Here is a 25,566-nt window from a genome sequence, read left to right as displayed (position 1 = left end):
CCTGACGTAAGGCATTGCCGGGCACTTCCGCCCCGACATGAGGAGATCGAAATGTCTATCCTGTCATCCATCGGTCGGCTTGCGACCGAATTCAGCGCGGCCCGCGCCCGCTACCAGACCGAACGCGCCATCCGCTCCCTGCCGATCGAGCTGCAGAAGGATATTGGCTGGCCTGAAGCGGCCGACACGAAGGCCGGCATACGCGCCGGCGTCGGATCCTGGGCTGGAGCAAAGTAAACCGTGTGTATCATGCATTGACGGCCTGCCGCGCAAACCGCCCGGCAGGTTTTCTTGTTTTACCGACCTGTTTTGCCCTTTTATTTGCGTTCACATGAATTTCGGAGCCATGCCGCCGCTGCATGGCGCATATGAACAAGCCGCATAGCGGCTCGGTTTTGAGCTAACCATTTGTAAATTATCGAAAAATCCTGTAATGCCTACAAAGGCTCCCGCCTTGCGTGTCGCTTTTCATATCAAGTGCTTCGCTTTTGCGATTTAGTTTTTACTTACACAAGCCTATATCCGCGCCAGCAAACGAGCTGCCCCACTCCATCAAGCGAAGGCGACCCGTCTGAGCAACCGAATTGGAGATGAACATGAAGCTTTTTGCCCGCCTTTTCCCTCGCCGTGAAATGAACCTGACCACGGCCCTCGAGCGCCAGCGCCTTGCCAACACCATGCCCGGCCAGACCGGCGCCATGGCTGCTGCACGCCTCGGTTTCGTCGCCTGAACCGATCCCGCAGGCAGCGCTCCCTCGCGCTGCCTGAATAGATGACGCCGCCCGGTTCCGCCGAGGCGGCGTTTGTTTGCACACCCCTGACGGCGCTTCCATCATGGACGGCGCCGCGGCTGCCCGGCATCGCAACACGATTGCCCATTTGCGACCCATGTCGCAAATTAAATCTTGCTAAAGCTCCTTAGCCGATTGACAAGCAAGGCGTTTCCTGATGTCGCTATGCTATTCGCGACATCCTGTTCGCGTCATGGCTGCGTGAGGTTCCCGTGAACGCCGTAAAGCATCCGGTCCAGCGATCGTTTGTGTTCTTCCTTGTCCCCGATTTCACCATGATCGCCTTTGCGACGGCGCTCGACCCGTTGCGCTCGGCCAATCGCATGCTCGGCTACGAGGCCTATCGATGGCGCCTCGCCAGCATCGACGGCAAGCCGGTGCGCGCTTCGAACGGTGTCGAATGCGCGGTCAACACCTCGCTGGAGGAGGAACGCAGGAAGATGGCGGGGCCGGATCGCCCCAACATGGCCATCGTCTGTAGCGGCACCAATGTCGAGCGCTACCAGAACAAGTCCGCCTTCGCCTGGCTGCGCGAGGAATACAATCGCGGCGTCGCCGTCGGCGGCCTGTGCACCGGTGCGCACATATTGGCGGCCGCCGGCCTGCTGTCCAACAAGCGCTGCGCCATCCATTGGGAGAACCTGCCAGGCTTCTCCGAGGCGTTCCCGAAGGCCAATGTCTTTGCCGACCTGTTCGAGATCGACCAGAACATCTACACCTGCGCCGGCGGCACCGCCGCGCTCGACATGATGCTGAAGCTGATCGGCGACGATTTCGACGAGAATCTCGTCAACCGCGTCTGCGAACAGGTGCTGACCGACCGCGTGCGCAGCCCGACCGACCGCCAGCGCCTGCCGCTGCGCGCCCGTCTCGGCGTGCAGAATTCGAAAGTGCTGACCATCATCGAACTGATGGAAGGCAATCTGTCGGAGCCGCTGTCGCTGATCGAGATCGCCGATCATGTCGACCTGTCGCGCCGCCAGATCGAGCGGCTGTTCCGCACCGAGATGGGACGCTCGCCGGCCCGCTACTATCTCGAAATCCGCCTCGACCGTGCAAGGCATCTCTTGATCCAGTCCTCGATGCCGGTGGTCGAGGTGGCGGTCGCCTGCGGCTTCGTCTCGGCCTCGCATTTCTCGAAATGCTACCGCGAGCTCTACGCCCGTTCGCCGCAGCAGGAACGCGTCGACCGCAAGCAGCTGCTGGCGGCATAAAGGCGCGCCTCAGAGCACCTCTGCCGATCGCATCGCCTCGACACGGATGTCCTCGGTCAGCCGCGCCTTCAACACGGAGAATTCCGGACTGGTCTTCAGCGTGTAGTGGCGCGGGTGCGGCAGGTCGATGGCGACGTCCGACTTGATCCGGCCGGGCCTGGCCGTCATCACCACCACGCGCGACGCCATGAAGATCGCCTCCTCGATGTCGTGGGTTACGAACAGCACCGTCTTCTTGCGCCGTTCCCAGATGCCGAGCAGCAGTTCCTGCATCAGCCCGCGCGTCTGGTTGTCGAGCGCGCCGAACGGCTCGTCCAGCAAAAGGATCGCGGGGTCGTTGGCGAGCGCCCTGGCGATCGCCGTGCGCTGTTGCATGCCGCCGGAAAGTTGCTTCGGCCAATGGTTCTCGAAGCCCTTCAGCCCGACGAGGTCGATATAGGAGGCGACGATTTCGCCCCTCTCCCGCTCAGCCATGCCGCGTTCGCGCAGGCCGAAGGCGATGTTTTCGGCGACCGTCAGCCACGGAAACAGCGTGTAGGACTGGAAGACCATGCCGCGATCCGGCCCCGGCCGGGTCACCGCCTTGCCGTCGAGCAGCACGCGCCCTTGGCTCGGCGCCTCAAGCCCGGCGACGATGCGCAAGAGCGTCGACTTCCCGCATCCCGAAGGTCCCAGGATGGTGATGAAATCATTGGCCGCGACCGCCAGGTCGATCGGCATCAGCGCCTGAACGGGTGAGCCGCCGCGCACGCCGGCGAACGTGCGCGAGACGCCCTCGATGAGAAGCTTGCTCATGCCAGGCTCCACGGGAAGAGCCAACGATTAAGCGCCTTGAAGGCAAGGTCGGACAACAGGCCGATCAGCCCGATGACGATGATGCCGAAGATGATCTGCCCGGTTGCCAGTCGCGACTGGCTGTTGATGATCATGTAGCCGATGCCCGACGACGAGCCGATCAGTTCGGCGACGATGACATAGGTCCAAGCCCAGCCAAGCACCAGCCGAAGCGTCTCGGCGATCTCGGGCGCATTGGCGGGCATGATCACACGCTTGACGATGCCGTTGTCCGTGGAGCCGAGCGTGTAGGCCGCCTCGACAAGGTCGCGGCGTGTGGAGCCGACCTTTACGGCGATGATCAGGATGATCTGGAACACGGAGCCGACGAAGATGACCAGCAGCTTCTCCAGTTCGCCTATGCCGGCCCAAAGGATGAGCAGCGGAATGAAGGCCGAGGCCGGCAGATAGCGGGCGAAGGAGACGAACGGCTCCAGGAACGCCTCGACTGGTTTCCACGCGCCCATCGCAATGCCCAGCGGCACGGCGACGGCCGATGCCAGCACGAAGCCGCCGAAGACGCGCCAGATGGTGATCAGTATGTCGAGCCAGAACCGGTCTTCGACCAGCAGCCGCCAGCCATCCCGCAGCATCGATAGCGGATCGGCTAGAAAGATGCGGTTGACGTGACCTCCAAGCGTGATCCACGCCCAGAAGACGACGAACAGCACGAAGAAGGAAATGCCGAGCACGGTTCGCGTGCCCGGCGAGATCGGATGCAAGGGGCGCGGCATTAACAACGGTCCTTGTGGGAAGCAAAACGGCGGCGCGGGGCGCCGCCGCTAGACAGCGGCCGGTCAGTTCGCCACGGCGCTGGTGTCGGCCAGGGTGGAGACGTCAGGCGCTTCCTTGATCAGCCCCATCTGCAGCAGGAGCTCGCCGGCGGTCTTGGAGAAATCCTGGAACTCCTTGGTGAAGAACTGCTTGTTCTCCGCCCGGTCGGCCCATTTCAGGTACTTCGCCGAATCCTCGAACTCCTTGGCCGACTGTTTTACGTCCGCGCCCATGATGCCGTAGGATTTCTGCGGGTCCTTCTTGATCAGCTCGAGCGCGTCGAAATAGCTGTCGGCAAGCGCCTTGGCGGCGTCCGGATTGGCTTTGAGGAATTCGGGCGTGCAGCCGACCGTATCGAGCACCATCGGGTAGTCGAGCGTGGTCGCCAGAATGTGGCCCTGGTCGGCCTTGTCGCGCACCGCCGAGATGAACGGCTCATAGGTGACGGCGGCGTCGTTCTGGCCGGCAAGAAAGGCTTGCGCCGCCGCGTCCGGTTCCAGGTTGACCACCGTGACATCCTTGGTCGACATGCCGTTCTTGTTCAGCACCCAGGCCAGCATGAAATAGGGCGAGGTGCCCGGCGCCGAGGACGCGACAGTCTTGCCCTTGAGGTCGGCGACGGTCTTGATGTCGTTGCGCACGACGATGCCGTCGGCGCCGTAGGACTTGTCGAGCTGGAAGATCTGCTTGGTGGTCACGCCACTGGCGTTCCACACCTGCCACGTCTCGACCGTGGTGGCGGCGCATTGCAGGTCGCCGCTGGCGATGGCGAGCGGCCGGCTGGCCTGCGGCACCTTCTTCAAAGTCACGTCGAGACCGTGCTTCTCGAAGAGCCCCGCCTGTTTGGCGAGCGTCAGCGGCGCGAAGCCGGTCCAGCCGCTGATGCCGATAGTGACCGATGTGGCGGCCATCGCCGGCGCGGACAGGCCGGCGGCGAGCGCCAGCGTAAGGATAATGGTCCTGTTCATGTCAGTTCCCCTTTGTTTTCTCTGGGGGAATGTTCACGGACGCCGCCCGGCTGTCAATGAACAGGGCCGTGTTCGCCCCCATCGTCGGCGACGAATGTTCGCCTTTGCCGCCATAAAGCGGCTAGGCCGAGGACCGTGTCGTCAATACTGGTCGCAGTAGCACTCCGCGGACGAGATGCGGTCGTTCCAGTCGCTGCCGCCGAAATCGCGGACCCTGCGCCTGATCTCGATCGAACGGCCTCCCCTGCGCGAATCCTCATAGGCAACGAGAGTGCAGCCCCGGCGAACGATCACCGACGACACGCGGTCGTTCCAGAACTCGCGGCCGCGAAAATTGACCGAATCGTCGGCCCCGAGCGCGATCGACCGTCCGCGAAAATTCGCATTTTCGAACATGATGCAGGCGGCCTGATCGTCGTATTGGGCGCTGGCGCCGTCAGCGTAAAGCATGGACGCGACCGCAGTCAGGATGGCTAGACGTCTCATCTGGTGTTTCCTCGGTTTGACCGCGTCACCCCGCCCGCCGGATGGCGCGGCAAGGTCAGTTTGCCACTGCTTCTGCCGGACTGGCAAGCCTGGAGCGGTTGGGCATTTCACGGAAAGGCCGAACCGCTTTGACTATTTTTTTCAACCAATTCCCAAGGGAAAGCGTTACGCGCGTACCGGCAAAGCGCTCTGCGCTTTTTCTGGAATTTCTCAGCGGCTATCGAGCATCCAGTTGCGGTTGCGCCACATCTTTTCGCCGACAAGGCAATCGGTGGCTCGTTCGGCCTGCGCCAGCACCACCGGCGGACGATCGGCCTTGCTACCCGACCGCGGCGAGGCCGGCCCGGCGAGTTCCAGCACCAGCTTGCGGCGGATAGCCTCCGGGAACTGCGTCCAGTCATTGACCGGGACCATGAAGGCGCCGGGGCCGCCAATGACGCAGTCGCTGTAATAGCGGTCGAGATCGTTGACGTCGTAGGCGCTGGTGAAACCGCCGCGGGTCATCAGCGGCAAGCCGTTTATGACGATGCCTTGCGTGACCACCTCGTCGCGGATGATATCGACCGGCGCGCCCTGGTTGTTGGGGCCGTCGCCGGAAATATCGATGACCCGCTTTGTCCCTTGAAAGCCACTTTCGGCGAAAAGGTCCGCGCCGAATTCCAGCGCGCCGGAGATCGACGTGCGCCGCGCGCTGTTGGGCGGCTGGGCGGACAGCCGCGCCACCACCCGCTCGGCGTCCGCGCGAGTGGCGATCACCGTCCACGGCACGATGACGTGCTGCGAGTTGGTGCCGGCCCATTCGACATAGGTGACGGCGATCCTGCCATAAGCGCCGGCGGCGATGGCTTGCAGCACATGATCGTGCGTCAAGGCAGCCGCGTAGCCGCGACGCTGGATCTCGAGTTCGTCCGCCGACATCGACAGCGAGACGTCGACCGCCAGCACCAGTTCGACGTCGACGGGTTCGTCCGCGAGCGACGCCGGCGCCAGCCACAGCATCAGCGCCAGGGCGGCGGCACCGGAAAGCAGATGTCTTGCGCGAGCAAAAGCAGACATGCCGCAGGGTAAGCCAGAATCGCCAGCCGAAAAAGAGAAAAGCCCGACCATGGCCGCCGGGCTTATCCAAAATTTGCTGACGAGCCCTGCTGGGAGGTCGCCTAGCTTCTCGGTTTCAGATTCTCCGGATCGTAGAGCGGCTTGTAGCCGACCCCGGCGACCTCGACCGGATAGGTCTCGCCGAAATACTCCACCTTCAGCTTGCGGCCCTCTTGGCAGTAAGCCCATGGCAGATAGGCGAGCGCGATGTTCTTGCCGATGGTCGGGCCGTAGGCGACCGACGTGGTGAAGGAACGGCGGCCGAGTTCGTCAACCAGCGTCTCGCCGGTCTCGGGGTCCAGCACCGGCATGATGCCCACCGGATAACGCGCCACGCCCTTGGAATCGGTGTTTTCGGTCATCACCAGCGTGCACAGCATCGCCGGCTGGTGCTCGCGGGCGCGGTATTCCAGGTGCTTGGCCTTGCCGCAGAAGTCGTTCTCCTTGACCTTCGGGCGGGCAAGATCGGCCTCGAGCAGGTTGTACTCGGTGAGCAGGTCGGCATTCTGCAAACGCAGGCTCTTTTCCATGCGCCGCGTGTTGGCATAGGTCTCGACGCCGAACGGCATGACGCCGGTCGAGCGCAGCGCGTCCCAGACGGCCAGCCCGTCCTCGTAGCGCATGTGCAGTTCCCAGCCTTGTTCGCCGACATAGGAGATGCGGAACGCGGTGACGTCCTTGCCGCCGATCCGGATCGGCTTGATCGCGGCGAACGGGAAATTCTCCAGCGCAAGGCCCTCGGGATTCTCGACCACCTTCTGCAAGGTTGCTCGGGCGTTCGGGCCCCAGATGCCGATGGTGACGTATTTTTCCGTCACATCGGTGATGGTGACATCGAAACCCTTATCCTGCGCGGTGCGGCGCATGTACTGGAAGTCGCGCGGGCCGGCGTCCGCGCCGTCGATCAAACGGCAGCGGTCGGCCATGCGGATGACGGTGAAGTCGGCGCGCACCATGCCTTCCTCGTCGAGGAAGTGGGTGTAGATGCCCTTGCCGATATTGTTGTCGCCGCCGATCTTGGCCGCGCACAGCCACTCCAGCAGCGCGACGTGGTCGGGTCCCTCGACGTCATACATCGAGAAGTGCGACAGGTTGACGATGCCGCAGTCTTCGCTCATCGCCAGATGCTCGGCATTGGAGACGCGCCAGAAATGGCGGTTGTCCCATTCGTTCTCGCGCACCGGTACCCGGTTGGCGTATTTCTCCAAAAGATGCTCGTTGGCGGCATAGCCGTGCGCTCGCTCCCAGCCGCCGAGTTCCATGAAGTAGCCGCCGAGTTCCTTCTCGCGCTCCCAGAACGGCGAGCGCCTGATGTTGCGGCCCTTGGAGAAGGGCTCGCGCGGATGCACGGCGGGATTGTAGACCTTCATCGCTGTCTCGGTGCAGCGATCCCAGATGAACTGCTCCTTGGTCTGGTGCGGATAGAAGCGCGCATAGTCGATGGCGTGATGGTCGATCGAGGTGCGGCCGTCCGTCATCCAGTCGGCGATGAGCTTGCCCATGCCCGGGCCGTCCTTGACCCAGATGGCAACGGCATACCACAGCCCCCTCACCTTCTGGCTCTCGCCCATGGACGGGCCGCCATCGGCCGTCACCTGCAGCAGGCCGTTGAAGGAATGGCTTTCGTTATAGCCGAGTTCGCCAAGGATCGGCGTCAGTTCCATGGCGCGCTCCAGCGGCGCCAGGATCTGCTCCATGTCGAGGTCGCGCTGCGAAGGCGAAAGCCGGGCCTGGTCCTTCTCGAGCAGGTCGCGCGGATGGCAAAGGCGCGGATTGGTCTCTTCGTAATAACCCCATTCGATCTGCCCGCCCTCGGCGGTCTTGGGGTCGCCGGTGTCGCGCATATAGGCCGAATTGCCCTGGTCGCGCAGCAGCGGCCAGCCGATCTCCTTGCCCGTGCCGGCGAACTCGTTGTAAGGGCCGAAGAAGGTGAGCGGATGGTCGATCGGCATGACGGGCAGGTCCTCGCCCACCATCTCGGCGATCAGCCGGCCCCAGATGCCGGCGCAGACGATGACATAGTCGGCCTCGATGGTGCCGCGGTCGGTCACCACGGCGCTGATGCGGCCGTCCCTGACGACGAGCGAACGGGCCGGCGTGTTGGCGAAGGATTTGAGCTTGCCGGAGGCTTCCGCCTGGTCGACGAGCTTGCCGGCGACCGTCTGCGAGCGCGGGATGACCAGACCGGCGTCGGGATCCCACAGGCCGCCCTGCACCATTCCCTCTTCGATGAGCGGGAATTTCTCCTTGATCTCGGCCGGTTCGATCAGCCGGGCGCGCGTGCCAAAAGCCTTGGCCGACGCGATCTTGCGCTTGATTTCGTCCATGCGGCCGTCATCGCCGACGCGCGCGACTTCGAGGCCGCCGATGCGAGCGTAATGGCCCATCTTCTCGTAGAAATCGATGGAGTAGAGTGTCGTCCAGCAGGACAGGAAATCGTGGCTGGTGGTGTAGCAGAAGTCGGAAGCGTGCGCCGTCGAGCCGATGTCGGTCGGGATCCCTGATTTGTCGATACCGACAATGTCGTCCCAGCCGCGTTCGATCAGGTGATGGGCGATCGACGCGCCGACAATGCCACCCAGGCCGATGATGACGACCTTCGCCTTGTTCGGAAACTCTGCCATTGCCCGCGACTCCAGGTGCTGTTGCGGGCGGCGTCGGCGCCCGTCTGATCGGCGCACAATATGCAGACGACGGTGAGCGCGCTACCGCCTGTTTGCGACACGCCGCGGATGCGCCGCGACCCGATTTGGATCAGGAAAATCGCTGCCGTCAGGCGAAGGCCCAGATATCCTCGGCCTGGAAACCGACCTGGTAGCCGGCGGTCTTGAGCTTGACCACGACCTGGCCGATCTCCGGAGCGGGCAGTGCGCCGACCTCGACCTTGATCATGCCCGGACGGTAGCGTTGGAGATCGAGTTGCTCGAAGACCATCCAGTCTGCGCCCTCGCAATCGACGAGGAAGGCATCGATATGGCTGATGCCGTTGCGGTCGAGTAATGTCTGCAAGGTCTCGGACGGCACTTCGATGTCCCTGAGATAGGGCGCGAATTTATTGAAATTCACGTCATCCTCGCCCCAGGCATTCTTGCCCGACATCAGGTTCGTGTCGGTGACCGAGGAGCAGCCGATGAACTCGATCGGCAGCGTGCCGGCCTCGAGCGCGGCGGCATCGAAGGTGTGGACGGTGATCGTCCCCCTTGTTTTCGTGACGGCAACCGGCTCGATGATGAAGCGGCTGGTATCGGGATAATTGGCGCGCAGGCGCTTCTGGTTATAGGGGATCGGCTCTACCAGCAGGGCACGGGCACCCGGTATGCGATGCAGCCACGGCGTGACGTCGTCGAACAGCGCGCCGTCGCAGGCACCGATATTGACCATCTGGAAAGGCCGCCTTGTCCCGCCGAAGCGCGATTTCAATGCCGCCCCGGCCAGGAATTTCGTGCCGCGCAGCGACGGACCGCGGTCGAGCAAACCGGCCGGAAGGCCAAGCGACAGCGCGATGCGCGTCAGGCTGGATAGCGAACTCATGGCGTGTCTCCGGGAATGACATGCAAGACGGCGCGGTGCTGGCCATGGGCGATCGTCGCCCACAGCGCCATGAAAGGGGTAGCCAGCAACAGGAATGGCGGGACCAGATGCGGGAAATAGATGCGCGTGTCGTGGATCGGGAAGACGGTGAATTTAGCCAGCGCGCCGAGCACGAGCGCGGCAAACAGAATGCCGGCGCGTCGGTCGAGCCGGAAGCCGGCACGGCCGGCCGTGTACCAGCCGGCCAGCGCCAGCACCGAGACGCCAACCCAGCTGTTGAGATTGACGGCGCGCAGCAGCGATGCGGCAAACGCCTTGAGATAGGCAACGACCGAGAAGGGCGGCTCGAATCCGTCCATATTGTAGTGCTGCGCGACGCTGGAGAACCACAGATGCGGCCACCAGCCAGGATGATGCGCCCAGTGCGAGATGGCGAAATAGGCGACGAAAGACGTGGCAAAACCGGCCAGCGCGCCCCATGCCTGCTGCCGGAAGGCGACGACCAGAACGGCGAAAACGGCAAGAAAGACAATATTGTCCGGCCGCACCATGAAGGCGAGGAAGAGCAGGATCGCCGTCGCCGTCTCGCGGCCGCGGACATAGGCGTAAAGCCCGCCGAGCAGCAGCGCCGAAGTCAGCAGATCCGGCGTCGAGGCGCGCGCCGCATCGCCGAAATCGGCCATGATCAGCACCGCGCCGATCACCGGCGCCAGCGCCAAGGCCTTTTCCGAGCGCAGCCAGAGCAGCGTGATTGCGCCGAACAGCAGCACCGAAGCCACCTGCACCAGCCGCATCGCTTCGACCGGCGACATCGCCGCGCTCAGCGTCGACAGGATCTCGGCGTAGAGGAACTTGATCCGGTACATGCCGAGCAGCGAATGGAAGTCGGCGGCATTCTCCGCCATGTGGCTGCGGAAGCCGCCGCCATCGTCGGTCAGCGTCTTGTAGTCGCCTGCCGAGACCCCGGCCTTGACGGTGTTGTAGGCATAATCATGCAGCGCCTGCGCATCGGGGTATGTGCCTTCCTCTGATATGGCGAGATAGGGAAGCATGTCCCAATTGGCATCGGGCATCACCCAGGCCGTCAGCGCCGTCAAAAGGATATAGAGCGCGAAAGCCGCCGCGCCGATGGGCGCCGCCAGCCGTGCATAGGTTCCCTCACCCCACGCCAGGCCGGCCGCTGTGAGCCGGTCGAGCGGGTTTTGCGGAGTGGGCGACTTGGTCAGCATCGTCGTGGGGCTCAACGAACCTGGCTTTTGACGAAATCCTTCACGATTCCCACAATGCCGCGCGACAACAGGCTGTCGAAGGCGTCGACGAAGCGGTCAACATGCTCGCGCTGGCAGATCAGCGGCGGCTCGAGCCGGATGACGTTGCGGTTGTATTCGGTGAAGGCGACAAGCACGTCATAGTCGCGCAGGAGCAGCGCGCCGACGAAGCCGGACAGCGAACCCTTCAGCTTGTCGTCGAGCACGCTGACCACCGGCCGCAACACCGTCGGCAAGGTCTGCGAAAAATCATGGAACTCGAGCCCGATCATGAGCCCCTTGCCGCGCACCTCCTTGATGATCTTTGGGTGTCTGTCCTTCAGCGCCTGCAGGCGCTGCAAAAGATATTCGCCGGTAGCGGCGGCGTTGTCGATCAGGCCCTCGTCATAGAGAACGTTGAGCGCTTCGATCGAGGTGACGCAAGCCTCGCCCATGCCGCCGAATGTCGCCATGGCATGGATCATCGCCGTCTTCGGCGTGCCATAGGCTTTCATATAAATCTCGCGCCTGGCGACCATCGCGCCGACCGCCGCCTTGCCGCCGCCGAGCGACTTGGCGAGCGCCGTCACGTCGGGGACGACGCCATAATGTTCGAAAGCATAGAAGCGGCCGGAGCGGCCGTAACCGCACTGCACTTCGTCGGCCACCCACAGCACACCGTACTGATCGCACAATGCGCGCAGCTTCTGCCAATATTCCGCGGGCGCCTGGATGATGCCGCCGCCACCCTGGATGGTTTCCAGTACGATGACGCCGATCTCGGGATCGCCGCGGAATGCGCGCTCGACCGCTTCGATGTCCGCGAACGGAATGCGGACCGCATTGTCGGCCACCTTGAAATCGGCGCGGTAGAGCTGGCCGTCGGTGATCGCCAGCACACCCTTGGTCTTGCCGTGGAAGGAATTTTCGGCATAGACGATTTTGGGCCGCTTCGGACCGGCGGCACGCTCGGCGAGTTTTATCGCCGCTTCCATCGCTTCCGAGCCGGACGAGCCCAGAAACACCATGTCGAGATCGCCGGGCGAACATTTGGCGATGTTGTGCGCCAACGCGGCCGCATACTGCGACATGAAGGCAATGGCGATCTCCTGGCGCTTCTCCTCCTGGAATTTTTTCCGCGCTTCGAGGATGCGCGGATGGTTGTGGCCGAAGGCCAGCGAACCGAAGCCGCCGAAGAAATCCAGGATCTTGCGGCCGTTCTGGTCGATATAGAACATGCCCTCGGCGCGTTCGATCTTGATCTTGTGGAAGCCGAGCAGCTTCATGAAATGCAGCTGGCCCGGGTTGAGATGTGCCTTGAACAGGTCGGTCATCGCAGCGACGTCCATCGCCTTGGCCTGCTCGACGCTGATCAGGCCAGGCTTGGCGATGGTGGCTGGCGACAGCGCCGGCGCGCTGACCATGGTGCGCGCGCTCGCCTGATCGGGCTTGGCCATGATGGTCATTTCAATCTCCTGTCCGCGCGCAGGATCGGGGATCGTGCGCAGATGAAACTGTTGGCAGGCCGCTATTCGGCGGGCACATGTTTGGCGGCGACGGCGTGCCCGGCCTTCTTGGCGCGGTATTCGCTGTAGGCGGCGATCAGCATATCCTCGTCGCGATATTGCGGCACCCAGCCGAGCTGGCGTCCCGCTTTGGAGACGTCGAGCACGCACTCCTCGTCGGCGATCAGATATTGCTCCGGATCCATGATCGGCAGGTTCACCAGGTCGAGCAGGTCCAGCGTGCGCTTCACCGCCCAGCCCGGCGTCGGAATCAGGATCGATTTCGAACCGGCATGCCTGATCAGGTCGCCGAGCAATTTCCTGACCGGCGGCGGGTTGAGCGAGCCCAGATTGTAGGCTTCATCAGGCACTCCGGCCTTCCAGGCGGCCCGCGCGGCCTCGGCGCAGTCGAATACGGAGATGAACTGATAGGGGTTTTTGCCCGAGCCGATCATCGGCACTGGAAGGTTCCAGTCGATCAGTTTGAACAGTTTTTCGAGAATGCCGAGCCTGCCCGGCCCGATGATCAGGCGCGGACGAAACAGCGAGATCGACATGCCGCGCTTGCGCCATTCGGCGGCCAGTTCCTCCGTCTTCTGCTTCGACCAGCCATATTCGCCGAGCGGCGCGACCGGATGCTCCTCGGTCATCGGCTGGGTGACCGTGTGGCCGTAGATCATGTCGGTCGTGTAGTGGACGAGTTTTGGCGCGCCAGCCCTGTCCATGGCCTGCATGATGTGCTCGGTGCCATGGAAATTGACCGGAAAGAAGAAGTCATGCCGCTTGGCCCGCACCTGGATCGGCGACAGCATCTTGGCCGACAGATTGTAGACCATGTCGTCTGCCTTCAGCCCAACTGCCGCCACTGACGCGGGATCGGTCACGTCGCAATGGATGAAGCGGGCGTTGCGGTAATGCGCCAGGTCGCTCTTGACGATGTCGGCGACGACCACCTCTTCACCATCCGTCACAAGCTTCGGGGCAAGGTGGCGGCCGACGAAGCCGTCACCGCCGAAAATCACATGTCTCATCGAACGATCTCGCTGGTGCCGATCTTGTCGGGGGTGATGGAGACGGTCTGCTCGTCATGCCCGCGGGCACCCAAGTCTCGGCCGCTTTGGGCGATCAGCACCGTGCCCACGCAGATGCAGGCGATACCCGCGATGCGCCAGCCATTGAGATCCTCGCGGAAGACGAAATAGGCGAAGACCGCGACGGCGACATAGGCGAGGCTAAGGAACGGATAGGCAAAGGAAAGCTCGACCTTGGACAGCACATAGAGATGCGAGGCCATGGAAATGACGAAGGTGCACAGGCCGAGAAACACCCAGGGGCTGAAGACGATCTGCAAAAGCTTGATAAGCGGGTTGGCGCCTTCGAACGAGATCGGCCCAAGCGACATCATGCCTTGCTTCAGCATCAGCTGCGCGGCCGCATTGGTCATGACCGTAAAGAGAATGAAGACGATATATTTCATGTCAGCTCAGCCACCCGTGACGCCTTCTATTACAAACCCGAAAAGATTTCGTGAACTCACAAGGATATTTTGAGTAAATCTTCTCGTTAACCGCTTGCTAACCAAGATCCATTTCAATTTTATCTATTCGGCTGCCTCGGCGCCCCGGCTTCGCAGGTCGATGTCTTTCGCGGTTCGCGCCCAGAAGCCGGACATGAAGGCCGGATCGCGCTGCGCCTCCAGCCGCGACCACTCCGGAAAGGACGCGGCGAAGGTTGCGGCACTCATGCGGGCATCCTTGTAGGGGTTGACCGCTCCGCCGGCTCCGATGGCGATGCGGTCGAGTTCATCCAACAACGCCAGGGTCGCGGCTCCCCTGTTGGGGAAATCCAGCGTCAGCGTGTAGCCAGGCCGCGGGAAGGAGAGCAGCGCCGGGGATAGGACGCCGCCGAAGCGTTTCAGAACAGTGAGGAACGAGCCCTGCCCGGCCCGCCTGGCAGCCGCGAGCAGCGTCGGCACCGCTTCGCGCGCGGCGGCTTCCGGCACAACGCTCTGGTGCTGGAACAGCCCGTTCGGGCCGTAAAGCCGGTTCCAATCGCGCACGCCGTCCAGCGGGAAGAAGAAGCCCTGGTAACCGACCTGGCGCGGCGCGGCAGAGCGGCCCTTCCTCCATCGGTAGGCCGCATTGAAGGCGCTCAGGAACGGTCGGCTGAGCACATTGAACGGCGGCTGGAACGGCACCGCGAAATTGCCGCCGGCGCGCGCAGCGGTATGCGAGCCATGCTCGGCGTGATTGCCTGTGAACAGCAGGCCGCGCCCGCTGCCCCGGCCGCCGGCGAGCTGATCGATCCAGGCGACGGCATATTCATTGGCCTGGTCCGCCGCTTCGGCCAGGTCGAAATATTCGCCGAGGTCACGAAACCGCGTTGTCTTCTCCACGATGTCGAGCGACGGAACCCGCATCAGCCGAATCGAGGCCGACAGAATCAGGCCGGTGAGGCCCATGCCGCCGATGGTCGCCCGGAATAGGCGCGCATTGTCGGTCGCAGAGCAACGGTAGGCCCGTCCATCCGACCGCAGCAGCGTAAAGCTCTCCACATGGCACCCGAACGTGCCGCGCCGGTGATGGTTCTTGCCGTGGACGTCGTTGGCGATGGCGCCGCCGAGCGTGACGAACTGCGTGCCCGGAACGACTGCCGGGAAGAACCCGTAGGGCGCGGCGTGGGCAATGATGTCGGACAGAAGAACGCCCGTATCCGCTTCGAGAAGGCCGGTCTCGGCGTTGAAGGCGCGGATGCGGTTCAACGGCCGCATGTCGACGACCGCGCCGGCCTCGTTCTGGCAGGAATCGCCGTAAGATCTGCCATTGCCATAGGCAAGCAAAGAGGATCGCCTGGCCTGGCCGCCCTTCAGCAGCGCGATAGCATCATCGACGCCGGTGGCGCGGGGCGCCGGCGGCGTCGCGCGCCCGAAGCTGTTGAAGCGCTCGCCGGCCATGCCTACCAGCCCCCGATCATCAGCAGCACGGCGCCGATCAGCACCACGATCTGGCTGCGCCAGTCGCGGATGATGAACACGACCGGATCGTCATGCATCTCATCGCGACGCGCCAGGATCCAGACCCGCATGGTGAGATAAAGCACGATCGGCGGCAGCGGCCAGATCAGCCAGGGATGCGGGTAGAGTTCACGCACCGCGACACTGTCGATGTAGAGCGCCAGCACCAGTGCCGAGGAGAAGGCCGAAGCCATGCCGGCCTGGGCGACGATCTCCTGGTCCTCGGTGCGATATCCGCGCCCGGCAATGCGCTCGCCGGGTGGAATGGCCGTGGTGCGCAGTTCGACGAAGCGCTTCACCAGCGCCAGCGACAGGAAGAAGAAGATCGAGAAGGCCAGAAGCCAGAACGAGACATCGACGCCGGTCGCCGCCGCGCCCGCCAGCACACGGATTGTGTAGAGGCCCGCCAGCGTCAGCACGTCGACCAGGAGCATGCGCTTGAATGACAGTGAATAGGCCGTGGTGACGGCCAAATAGCCGCCAAGCACGGCGAGGAATTCGAGCGACAGCAGGGCTCCCGTGCCGAGGCCGATCGCCAGCAGCACCGCGATCGCGCCAATGCCGAACGGTATGGACAGCGCGCCGCTGGCGAACGGCCTGTTGCGCTTGGTGGCGTGCTTGCGGTCGAGTGCAAGGTCGAAGAAATCATTGAGGATGTAGATCGCCGACGCCACGGCACTGAAAGAGACGAACGCCAGCAGGCATTCCCAGATCATGTTGGTGTTGAAATACTCATGCGACAGCACCATCGGCACGGTGATCAGCGAATTCTTCAGCCACTGATGGACGCGCAACATCTTGACGATGGTCCGCAATGTCGGCTTCGGCGCCGGCATCGCCTCCGCGCCATGTGCCGCCTGCCAGCGCGCGGCGTGGCGATCCGGCGCCACCACGATCGCACTGCGCGCCGCATCGAAAACCTGGAGGTCATGGCGGCTGTTGCCGGCATAGTCGAAGCCGCCATCGCCATAGGCCGCGATAAGCGAGGCACGCTTCTTGCCGGAAGTTAGATTGTCGACCCCGTCCGTCGCCAGCACCCGGTCGAAGACACCGAGGTGGCGAGCGATGGCGTCGGCGAATTTGCGCGGCGTGCCTGTCGCCAGCACGATCTTGCGGCCTTCGGCATGCTCGGCCCGGATGCGGTCGAGCAACGGTGCGCGGTAAGGTAGCGACGCCGGATCGATATCGACGCGCTGGGCGATGGCCTGCTTCAGCCGGGCCGGCCCGGCGGCGGCCCAGAAAGGCACGAGGAAAATGTAGAGCGGGTTCTTCTTGAGAAGGATGAACAGTCCTTCCCATAGCAGGTCGGTCGCGATCAGCGTGCCGTCGAGATCGACCGCAAGCGGTATTGCGTTTCCGTCAGACCGCGCGTCCATGCCGTCCTGCCCTGCCTCGAACCCGTCGCGCCGTTTGTCGGCGTCTTCGCAAGACGTATAGCGGGGAGATGGCGTAACGAACGTTAAAACGCCCGGTTGTAGGCGGCTGTCGCCGCGGTATTCCCGCGTCATTGTTAAACAACGGCTACCGAAAACAATAAAAGGCCGGACAAATGTCCGGCCTTTCAAGGCATGCCGTCGAAATTACTTGATGCGGGCGACGCCACCCGAGATCTCGACCGTTTCCGAGCCGGTCAGGGCTTCGAGGTCGCCATTGGGCAAGGTGACGAAGCAGCCATTCGGGCAGAATTCCACGGTTTCGCCGGCGGCCAGCGCCAGGTCGGTCTTGCTGCCGCCTTCCGTCACGATCAGCGTGCGGGTCTCGGCGTCCTTGTTGACCGCGCTGGCGGAATGGGCCGAGCCGCTCACGGCGAGCAAGGCGACGGCGGCGACGAGCGACTTCCACATGTGCAGTATCGGTGTTCCCACCGCCTCTGTTGCATTCGCAAGGCATCCTCGCCTTTGCTTGGGAGCTTATATGAGATGGAAGCTGAACCGCAACTGAATGCCGCATTCATGCCGCAATTGGTTTTGACGGCCTGAAATTTTCCGACCGCCGATCTAATCCGGATCAGGTTTTTTCGCCTTGCGTCCCGATCTGGCCAGACGTTTGGCCTCGGCCGCGGCTTCCGCCTTTGCTTGTTCCTGCTCGGCGAAATCGGCCTCGATCTTGTCGTCGTCGGTCGGCCAGGCCTTCGCATGCTTGGGCTCGACGACCGCGCGTGGCGTCGAAGGTATCTCGATATGCTGGTCGCTGAATGTTTCCAGCACGGTGAAACGAATATCGTTCTGCACGATGTTGCCGTTCATCACATCCGCCAGGAAAACCCGGATCTCGAATTCCAGCGCGGCAGGCCCGAAATTGGAAAACAGCACGAACGGTTCGGGGTTCTTCAGCACCAGCGGATGACCGCGGGCGATCTCGAGCAGCACGGCGTGCACCTGCTTGACGTCGCTGCCATAGGCGACGCCGACCTTGATGTCGATGCGGCCGAGCTTGTTGCGGTGCGTCCAGTTGCCGACGGCGTTGTTGATCAGGTTCGAATTGGGCAGGATCACCGACTGCCGCTGGAAGGTTTCGATCTCGGTAGCGCGCACGCTGATCTTCTTGACAGTGCCGCTGATGTCGCCGGCGACGATCCAGTCGCCGACCTTGAACGGCCGCTCGGCCAGCAGGATCAGGCCCGAGACGAAGTTCGACACCACGTTCTGCAGGCCAAAGCCGATGCCGAGGGACAGCGCGCCGGCGACCAGCGCCAGGCTGGACAGGTCGATGCCCGCCGCCGAGATGCCGATCAGTGCCGCAAGTGCCACGCCGGCATAGCCGACGGCCAGCCGGATCGAGTTGCGCACCCCCGTGTCGACCTTGCCGCGCGCCATCACCGAACCGTCGAGCCAGCCCTGGAACCAGCGCGTCAGGAAATAGCCGATGATGAAGACGACGATGCCCGACAGGATGCCGGTGACCGAAATCGTCACCGAACCGATATTAATCCCGGTCGCCAGTTTGTAGGCCCAGGCCTGGATGTCGCCCAGTTGGAAGCCCCACATCAACAGGATCAGCGGCAGGAAGACCAGCACGATCATCACATTGATGGCCACGCTGACGACAAGGCCGAGCTGGTCGAGCGCGGTGTCCTCGTAGCTGGAATTGGCCGACAGCCAGCGCCCGACCGACGTGTTGGCGAAGGCGCCCTCGTCGCCGATCGCCTGTGCCGACAGGAAGCCGATATAAGCGGTGACGAGCGCGGTGCCGGTGACCACCACCTGCAACGAGACGAACAGCGCAAGGCCGATATAACCGAGCAGCGCCGCGATGATGGTGAAGAACCCCAAAGCCAGCGCCAGGTAGCGCAGCCATGCGGGCCAGGGCCGCCAGCTGCCGTCACCGGCCTTGAACGGCCGCAGCATCGCCATCAGGATCAGGATGATGCCGACGACGATGGTGGCCACGAAACTGCGCGCGATCGTCAGCGACAGCGGTGATCCCATCTTGTCGTTGATGACGGACAGGAAGGTGTTGACGCTGATGACCACGGCTATGGCGGTGGTGAGCCGCACCAGCCAGCGCGCCGGCCCGGTTTCGACCGGGATCAGGCGCCAGTTCGGCAGCCGCGGCTCGAGCGCCGCATTGGCAAGCCGATTGACGCAGAACACCACCCCGATGACGGTCGCCAGCGCGTTGAGGAAGGGGCCAATGTCGCCGCGCAAAACGTTGTAATAGTTGAAAAAGAAAATCGTCGATCCAAGGAAAGCGCCGACCGCCAGCGTCGGCAGCAATGTCGACCAGAAAGCCACCGACAGCCGGCTGAGATAGGACGGATCCTCATTGGACGGATCGGCTTCGAACACCCGTCCAAACAACCGCCTGCCGCCGACCAGAAGCACCAGGGCCAGCCCGAGCGCCACGAAGGTTGCCGCCAGAACGGCCTGGAACTTGAACCTGAAGGCGAAGCTCAGCCAGGACGAGACCGCCTTGTAGAAATTGCCGAACTCGTCGCGGGCGTCGGAAAAGACCTGTGGGCTCAGCGCATCCGACAGCACATAGCGCTTGGTCAGGAGATTACGGAAAAGCGCGCTGCGCATGTTGCCGATCTTGTCGATCAGCCCGCTGATGCGGATCGACAGCGTCTGCGCCTGCGCGATGACGGCGTTGATCTCGGCCTTTTCGGAGACCAGCGCCTGGCGCTCGGTGCTGACGATATCGGGCTCCGGCGGCTGGCCGGCGGCGGGTGCCGGGCCAAGCTGCTCGAGCCGGCTGTTGATCTCGCTAAGGCGCGTGCGGAAGGCCAGCGCGCTGTTCAGCGATTGCCGCGACAGCTCTTCCAGCTGAAGGCGGATATCGACGAGGGTGGCGTCGTCATCGCCGTCCTGCTGGATCTTCTTGTCGAGATTGTCGGTCTTGGCCGTCAGGTCCTGGAGGATTTTCTGCTGGTCGGCGACCAATCCGGCAGGCGCCTGGCCAAGCCCCTGCGCCGACGCGTCGAAGGAGAGCGGCGCCGAAACGACAAGAGTCAGGATCAGAACGAGGCGAAGCAATTTGAAAAACATGATTTGTTGGCGACTCAAGGCGGCAATGGCAATGAATTTGCCTGTCCTTGATAAAGACGGCCACATCATGGGGCAAGCCGTTGCATCCGACCGCCAGGGCCTCGAACTCGGGTCAACCAAGAACTGACGGCGGCCAGTCCCTCTGCGCCGGCAGCTTTTTATGATAGGAATTTTTTCTTGACTGGGTGAAGGCAGCTATGGTAGATATTCAGCCATGGTGCTGACTCGCGCCAGGGACCCGCCGCACAGGCGGGTTTTTCGTTCAACAGCGCGCCTACGAAGGATCCCGTCACCCGGATTCGTCGCCTGATCCGACCGCCACCTGCGCTGATCTGGCGGTGGCCGGAGCGTCGGCCAGTCGAAAGGCGATGGCGCAATATTGGCTTTGCGCGTGCGGCCTGCTCTATAGTCTGCCGCATCGCCCGAAACGGACATCATACCTATGGCAGAGTACTCGGCCCTTTCGCTGCTCGCGAACGCGCTCAAGGGAAACAAGGACTGGAAGCCGGCCTGGCGAAAGCCGGACCCGAAGGCATCCTACGACGTCATCGTCATCGGCGGCGGCGGGCACGGGCTGTCGACTGCCTATTATCTCGCCAAGGAACACGGCATCACCAATGTCGCGGTGCTGGAAAAAGGGTGGCTCGGCTCCGGCAATGTCGGCCGCAACACCACCGCCGTGCGCTCCAACTATCTGCTGCCCGCCAACACCCGCTTCTACGAGCATTCGATGAAGCTGTGGGAGAACCTGTCGCACGATCTCAACTACAACGTCATGTTCTCGCAGCGCGGCTGCCTGAACCTGGCGCACACGCCGGCCCAGTTCGACGACTATGCACGGCGCGGCAACGCCATGCGCCATCTCGGCGTCGACGCCGAACTGATGACGCCGGCGCAAATCAAGCACCTGCTTCCCGCGCTCGACATTTCCAATGATGCACGCTTCCCCGTGGTCGGCGGCCTGATGCAGCGGCGCGCCGGCACCGCCCGCCACGACGCCGTGGCATGGGGCTATGCGCGCGGCGCCGACCGGCGCGGCGTCGACATCATCGAGAATTGCGAGGTCACCGGCTTCCTGCGCGACGGCGACCGCATCACCGGCGTCACCACATCACGCGGCGACATCCGCGCCAAGAAGGTGGCGGTTGCGGTGGCCGGCAGCACCGGCCGGGTGATGCAGCTCGCCGGCATCGAGACGATGCCGATCGAGAGCCATGTGCTGCAGGCCTTCGTCACCGAATCGCTGAAACCCTTCATCGATACGGTCGTCACGTTCGGCATGGGCCATTTCTACATGTCGCAGTCGGACAAGGGCGGCCTCGTCTATGGCGGCGACATCGACGGCTACAACAGCTACGCCCAGCGCGGCAACCTGCCCATCGTCGACGAGGTGATGAGCGAGATGCTGGCGCTGTTCCCGGGGCTTGCCCGCGTGCGCATGCTGCGCTCATGGGGCGGCGTCTGCGACATGTCGATGGACGGCTCGCCCATCATCACCACCGGGCCCCTGCCCGGCATGTATCTCAACTGCGGCTGGTGCTATGGCGGCTTCAAGGCGACGCCTGCTTCCGGCTGGTGCTTTGCCTGGACCATCGCCAAGGACGAGCCGCACGACCTCAACGCCCCCTTCACGCTCGACCGCTTCCATCGCGGCCTGGTGATCGACGACAAGGGCCAGGGCGCCAACCCCAGACTGCACTGAACAAGATCTCACTAAGGCTCCGTTGAGCAAGGCTGCACCAGGAATATCCGATGTTGATCACTTGTCCCTATTGCGGCCCGCGCGACGTCATCGAGTTCACCTACCAGGGTGACGGCAACCGCGAGCGTCCCGACCCCGCCTCGCAGAACTTCGAAGCCTGGAACGCCTATGTCTATGACCGGCTGAACCCGGCCGGAGACCACAACGAGATCTGGCAGCATTCCGGCGGCTGCCGCGCGCATCTCAGGGTCGTGCGCAACACGCTGACGCACGAGATTTCCAGCGTGGCCTTCGCACGCGGCGATCACGGCTCGGTCGCGCGGCGCAAGGCGGAGGGCAAATCGTGAGCCCGCGCCGCACCGAAACCGGCGGCCGCATCGACCGGCTGAAGACCATCCGCTTCACCTTTGATGGCGCGTCCTACACCGGCCATGCCGGCGATACGCTGGCTTCGGCGCTGCTGGCCAACGGCGTCACGCTTTACGGGCGCTCGTTCAAATACCACCGCCCGCGCGGCCTCCTGACAGCAGGCGTGGAAGAGCCGAACGCGCTGGTGACGGTGCTGAAGGGCGAGGTCCGCGAGCCCAACGTCGCGGCGACCATGGTCGAGATTCATGACGGGTTGGTCGCCGTCAGCCAGAACCGTTTTCCGTCGCTGACCTGGGACGTCAGCGCCGTCAACCAGCTCGGCGGCAAGCTCCTGTCGGCCGGCTTCTACTACAAGACCTTCATGGGTCCGGTGATCGGGCCGCTGAAGGGCACGCGCTTCTGGATGTTCTGCGAGCATTTCATCCGCCGCGCCGCCGGCCTCGGCCGTGCCGGGTCCGCCGCCGACCCGGCGCGCTATGAGCGGATGAACGCCTTTTGCGACGTGCTGGTGGTCGGCTCCGGCCCTGCCGGGCTGACGGCCGCCAAGGCCGCTGCTGACCAGGGCGCGCGCGTCATGCTTGCCGAACTCGATCCGCGTTTCGGCGGCTCTGCCAACTGGTCGAACGAGACGATCGATGACCTGCCGGCGGCCGACTGGGCCAGGCGAACCGTGGCCCAGCTCGAGGGTTACGACAATGTCCGGCTTCTGCCGCGCACCACGGTCTGGGGCTACTACGACAGCAATACGCTTGCTGCCCTTGAGCGCGTCACCGATCACAAGGAGACACCCGGCAAGGGCGAACCACGCCATCGCTATTGGGCGATCCGCGCACGGTCGGTGGTGCTGGCCACCGGCGCTTTCGAACGGCCGCTTGTATTCCCGGGCAATGACCGCCCGGGCGTGATGCTGGCGCATGCCGCGGAGCGCTACGCCAACGAATTCGGCGTGCTGGCGGGGCAGACGATCGCGTTGTTCACCAACAATGACAGCGCCTATCGCTGCGCCCTGGCGCTGAAGAAGGCCGGCGCAAGGATTGCCGCGATTGTCGATGTCCGCCCCGAGCTTTCGGGCGAAATGCGCAAGCTGGCCGAGGAAACCGAAGCCGAGATCTTTCCCGGCCATGCCGTCATCGCCACCGAGGGAGGCAAGGCGCTTTCCGGCGTCAAGCTGCAGCGCTTCGACATGACCAACGGCACGCTCACCGGCGACGCGCGCAGCATCCATGCCGACTGCCTCTTGATGTCGGGCGGCTGGTCGCCAACCATCCATCTGGCCAGCCAGGCCGGCGCCAAGGCGGAGTGGAATGCTGCCCGGCAAGCTTTCCTGCCGCCGAAGCCGACGCAGAACTGGATTGGCGCAGGCGCCTTCACCGGCAGCTTTTCCACCGCCGAAGCGGTGAGTGAGGGCCGCGCCGCAGGCCTTGCCGCGGCGGGCGCGCAAACCACGCCGGCCGCGCTGCCCTCGATCGAAGCCGTACCTTGCGATCCCGATCCGGCGCCGGTGTTCGAGATCAGGGCCAGCGGCAAGAGCTTCGTCGACTTCCAGCATGACGTCACGTCGGAGGACGTGCGGCTCGCGCACCGCGAAGGCTTCGTCTCGGTCGAGCATCTGAAACGCTACACCACGCTCGGCATGGCGACTGACCAGGGCAAGAATTCCAACGTTCCCGGCCTGGCCATCATGGCCGAGGCGCTGGGCAAGCCGATCCCGGAAGTCGGCACGACGCGCTTTCGGCCGCCTTTTGCGCCGGTTTCGATCGGATCGCTGGCGGCGGAGCGCTTCGGCGACCTCAAGCCCGAACGTCTGACGCCGATGCATGACTGGCATGTCGCCAATGGCGCAACCATGTATTCCGCCGGCCTGTGGTACCGGCCGATGATCTACGGCCTTGCCGGCGAAACGGTCGAGCAGGCCTATGTGCGCGAGGCCAGGGCGACACGCGAAAGCGCTGGCATCGTCGATGTTTCGACGCTGGGCAAGATCGCGGTGCAAGGTCCGGACGCGGCCGAATTCCTCGACCGTGTCTACACCAACATGTTTTCCACGCTGGCCGTCGGCAAGGCCCGTTACGGACTGATGCTGCGCGAGGACGGGCTGGCCTTCGACGACGGCACCACATGGCGGCTTGGCGAACAGGATTTCCTGATGACCACCACCACGGCCAATGCCGGCAAGGTGATGCAGCACCTGGAATATTTCCTCGATGTGATCTGGCCGGAGCTCAAGGTTCACGTCACCTCCGTGACCGACCAGTGGGCGGGTGCAGCGATCGGCGGGCCGAAAGCCAGGCAGATCCTGGCCGGCTGCGTCGCCGGCACCGCTGTCGACAACGCGGCGCTGCCGTTCATGGGCATCGTGCGTGGCCAGATCGCTGGCGTGCCGGTGATGATCTGCCGGCTGTCCTTCTCAGGCGAAATGGCGTTCGAGGTCTATTGCGGCGCCGACCATGGCACCCATGTCTGGGAAGCGCTTGTCGAGGCCGGCAAGCCGTTCGGCCTGGTAACCTACGGACTGGAAGCCCTGGGCACGATGCGCATCGAGAAAGGCCATGTGACGGGCGCCGAGATCGACGGCCGCACCACGGCGCGCGACCTGCATCTCGACTGGATGCTGTCGAAGAAGAAACCGTTTATCGGCTCGGCGATGATGGACCGCGAGGGCCTCATCTCCCCCGACCGGCTGGAACTTGTCGGCCTGGTCGCGCTCGACAACAGGCCGCTCAACGGCGGCGCGCATATCGTCGAGGAGCTTGACGAGTCCAACCCGCACGGCTCCATCGGCCACATCACGGCGTGCTGCTATTCGCCGGCGCTCGGCAAGCACATCGCACTGGCGCTGGTCAAAGGCGGCAAGGCCAGGCACGGCTCGCGCGCCCACGTCTCCGATCCACTGCGCAATCGGTTCGGGCCGGTCGAGATCGTTTCCAACCACTTCTACGATCCGGACGGGAGCCGCATGCATGGTTGAGCGTCTTTCACCGCTGGAGCCGGAATTCCATGTCGGCTCGCACGGCGATTTCGAACATGGTGTCGAGGTCATCCTGACCGAGACGCGGCCGGGCTCGATCGTGCAGCTCGCCGCCTGGCCGGGCGAAGAGAAGAAACTGATATCGGGCATCCGCACCGTCACCGGGCTTACACTGCCCGACGGCGCCGGCGGCGGCGCCACCAATGGCGTTAAATCGGCATTCGGTTTCGCGCCGGGAAAGTTCACCGTAGCCGACGAAGCCGAGGGGCTGGCCGCGGCTTTCGCTGACGTGGTGACCCCCGCCATCGGCACGGTGACCGATCTTTCGCATGGCCGCACCGTGATCCGCATCGCCGGACCGAAGGCCGAATGGGTGCTGGCGAAGTTCTTCGCCATCGATTTCGCGCTGCCGGCCTTCCCGCTCGGCGCCGGCCGCTCGACCACCCATCACGATATCTTCGCCCAGGTCCAGCGCACCGGCGGCGACCAGTTCGACATCTACGTCTTCCGTTCTTTCGCGCGCTCCTTCTGGAAGGCGCTGTGTCATGCCAGCGAGGAAGTCGGCTACGAGGTACAGTAGGC

22 protein-coding genes are annotated in these 25,566 nt (G+C 63.7%); 7 read left to right on the top strand and 15 right to left on the bottom strand.

The window, feature by feature from the left end:
- Positions 1 to 51 precede the first annotated feature (51 nt).
- From LB532_RS07985 to LB532_RS07980, 3 genes are all read left to right on the top strand, one after another.
- Positions 52 to 237 (top strand): hypothetical protein, encoded by a 186-nt coding sequence (locus LB532_RS07985; protein ID WP_140495643.1) that lies wholly within the window; start codon positions 52 to 54, stop codon positions 235 to 237.
- A 359-nt stretch (positions 238 to 596) separates the two neighbouring features.
- On the top strand, positions 597 to 731 hold the full coding sequence (locus LB532_RS30055) for a hypothetical protein (RefSeq protein WP_127853696.1): 135 nt from the start codon (positions 597 to 599) through the stop codon (positions 729 to 731).
- A gap of 335 nt (positions 732 to 1,066) precedes the next feature.
- A complete protein-coding gene (locus tag LB532_RS07980) occupies positions 1,067 to 2,005 on the top strand; it encodes a GlxA family transcriptional regulator (protein ID WP_263492159.1) in 939 nt (312 codons plus the stop codon).
- Between the two features lie 9 nt (positions 2,006 to 2,014).
- On the opposite strand, the gene LB532_RS07975 is transcribed toward LB532_RS07980, so the two are convergent.
- From LB532_RS07975 to LB532_RS07905, 15 genes are all read right to left on the bottom strand, one after another.
- On the bottom strand, positions 2,015 to 2,800 hold the full coding sequence (locus tag LB532_RS07975; RefSeq protein ID WP_140639044.1) for an ABC transporter ATP-binding protein: 786 nt from the start codon (positions 2,798 to 2,800) through the stop codon (positions 2,015 to 2,017).
- A complete protein-coding gene (locus LB532_RS07970) occupies positions 2,797 to 3,573 on the bottom strand; it encodes an ABC transporter permease (protein ID WP_140495640.1) in 777 nt (258 codons plus the stop codon). Before LB532_RS07970 ends, LB532_RS07975 begins: the two co-directional genes overlap by 4 nt.
- Positions 3,574 to 3,636: 63 nt before the next feature.
- The gene (locus tag LB532_RS07965; RefSeq protein WP_140639045.1) at positions 3,637 to 4,581 is read right to left on the bottom strand and encodes an ABC transporter substrate-binding protein; all 945 of its coding nucleotides are present in this window, start codon (positions 4,579 to 4,581) and stop codon (positions 3,637 to 3,639) included.
- A gap of 141 nt (positions 4,582 to 4,722) precedes the next feature.
- Positions 4,723 to 5,067, bottom strand: a complete 345-nt coding sequence (locus tag LB532_RS07960; protein ID WP_140551346.1) for a peptidase inhibitor family I36 protein — start codon at positions 5,065 to 5,067, stop codon at positions 4,723 to 4,725.
- A gap of 210 nt (positions 5,068 to 5,277) precedes the next feature.
- A complete protein-coding gene (locus LB532_RS07955) occupies positions 5,278 to 6,123 on the bottom strand; it encodes a DUF1194 domain-containing protein (protein WP_181169324.1) in 846 nt (281 codons plus the stop codon).
- 101 nt (positions 6,124 to 6,224) lie between these two features.
- Positions 6,225 to 8,786: an FAD-dependent oxidoreductase gene (locus LB532_RS07950; protein ID WP_140639047.1), complete on the bottom strand. Its 2,562-nt coding sequence runs from the start codon at positions 8,784 to 8,786 to the stop codon at positions 6,225 to 6,227.
- A gap of 148 nt (positions 8,787 to 8,934) precedes the next feature.
- Positions 8,935 to 9,693: an FkbM family methyltransferase gene (locus LB532_RS07945; RefSeq protein ID WP_140639048.1), complete on the bottom strand. Its 759-nt coding sequence runs from the start codon at positions 9,691 to 9,693 to the stop codon at positions 8,935 to 8,937.
- Complete coding sequence (locus LB532_RS07940; protein WP_140639232.1) at positions 9,690 to 10,922, bottom strand: hypothetical protein; 1,233 nt, start codon at positions 10,920 to 10,922, stop codon at positions 9,690 to 9,692. The genes LB532_RS07945 and LB532_RS07940 overlap by 4 nt, the downstream gene beginning before the upstream one ends.
- 11 nt (positions 10,923 to 10,933) lie before the next feature.
- Positions 10,934 to 12,364 (bottom strand): aspartate aminotransferase family protein, encoded by a 1,431-nt coding sequence (locus LB532_RS07935; protein ID WP_181169332.1) that lies wholly within the window; start codon positions 12,362 to 12,364, stop codon positions 10,934 to 10,936.
- Positions 12,365 to 12,468: 104 nt separating this feature from the next.
- Entirely contained in the window at positions 12,469 to 13,476 is a 1,008-nt protein-coding gene (locus LB532_RS07930; protein ID WP_140639050.1) for an NAD-dependent epimerase/dehydratase family protein, read from the bottom strand.
- Positions 13,473 to 13,922, bottom strand: a complete 450-nt coding sequence (locus tag LB532_RS07925) for an EamA family transporter (protein WP_140639051.1) — start codon at positions 13,920 to 13,922, stop codon at positions 13,473 to 13,475. The genes LB532_RS07930 and LB532_RS07925 overlap by 4 nt, the downstream gene beginning before the upstream one ends.
- A gap of 123 nt (positions 13,923 to 14,045) precedes the next feature.
- Positions 14,046 to 15,398: an FAD-dependent oxidoreductase gene (locus LB532_RS07920; RefSeq protein WP_140639052.1), complete on the bottom strand. Its 1,353-nt coding sequence runs from the start codon at positions 15,396 to 15,398 to the stop codon at positions 14,046 to 14,048.
- 2 nt (positions 15,399 to 15,400) lie between these two features.
- Complete coding sequence (locus tag LB532_RS07915) at positions 15,401 to 16,834, bottom strand: UbiA family prenyltransferase (RefSeq protein ID WP_140639053.1); 1,434 nt, start codon at positions 16,832 to 16,834, stop codon at positions 15,401 to 15,403.
- Between the two features lie 204 nt (positions 16,835 to 17,038).
- Complete coding sequence (locus LB532_RS07910) at positions 17,039 to 17,302, bottom strand: hypothetical protein (protein WP_140521120.1); 264 nt, start codon at positions 17,300 to 17,302, stop codon at positions 17,039 to 17,041.
- Between the two features lie 153 nt (positions 17,303 to 17,455).
- The gene (locus tag LB532_RS07905) at positions 17,456 to 19,945 is read right to left on the bottom strand and encodes a mechanosensitive ion channel family protein (RefSeq protein ID WP_224556612.1); all 2,490 of its coding nucleotides are present in this window, start codon (positions 19,943 to 19,945) and stop codon (positions 17,456 to 17,458) included.
- A 442-nt stretch (positions 19,946 to 20,387) separates the two neighbouring features.
- Here LB532_RS07905 and LB532_RS07900 point away from each other — a divergent pair, with 442 nt between their 5' ends.
- The 4 genes from LB532_RS07900 to soxG are packed head-to-tail and all read left to right on the top strand — an operon-like array spanning position 20,388 to position 25,564.
- On the top strand, positions 20,388 to 21,647 hold the full coding sequence (locus LB532_RS07900) for a sarcosine oxidase subunit beta (protein WP_140639055.1): 1,260 nt from the start codon (positions 20,388 to 20,390) through the stop codon (positions 21,645 to 21,647).
- Positions 21,648 to 21,697: 50 nt separating this feature from the next.
- Positions 21,698 to 21,994: a sarcosine oxidase subunit delta gene (locus tag LB532_RS07895; protein ID WP_140639056.1), complete on the top strand. Its 297-nt coding sequence runs from the start codon at positions 21,698 to 21,700 to the stop codon at positions 21,992 to 21,994.
- Positions 21,991 to 24,984: a sarcosine oxidase subunit alpha gene (locus tag LB532_RS07890; protein ID WP_224556610.1), complete on the top strand. Its 2,994-nt coding sequence runs from the start codon at positions 21,991 to 21,993 to the stop codon at positions 24,982 to 24,984. The genes LB532_RS07895 and LB532_RS07890 overlap by 4 nt, the downstream gene beginning before the upstream one ends.
- On the top strand, positions 24,977 to 25,564 hold the full coding sequence (soxG, locus tag LB532_RS07885) for a sarcosine oxidase subunit gamma family protein (RefSeq protein WP_140639058.1): 588 nt from the start codon (positions 24,977 to 24,979) through the stop codon (positions 25,562 to 25,564). The genes LB532_RS07890 and soxG overlap by 8 nt, the downstream gene beginning before the upstream one ends.
- The last annotated feature ends 2 nt before the right edge of the window (positions 25,565 to 25,566 follow it).

The sequence above is a fragment of the Mesorhizobium sp. ESP-6-2 genome, assembly GCF_020164675.1.
Taxonomy (GTDB): Bacteria; Pseudomonadota; Alphaproteobacteria; order Rhizobiales; family Rhizobiaceae; genus Mesorhizobium.
The sequence above is the reverse complement of the archived record's forward strand: the minus strand, read 5'-3'. Positions and strand labels throughout refer to the sequence as shown.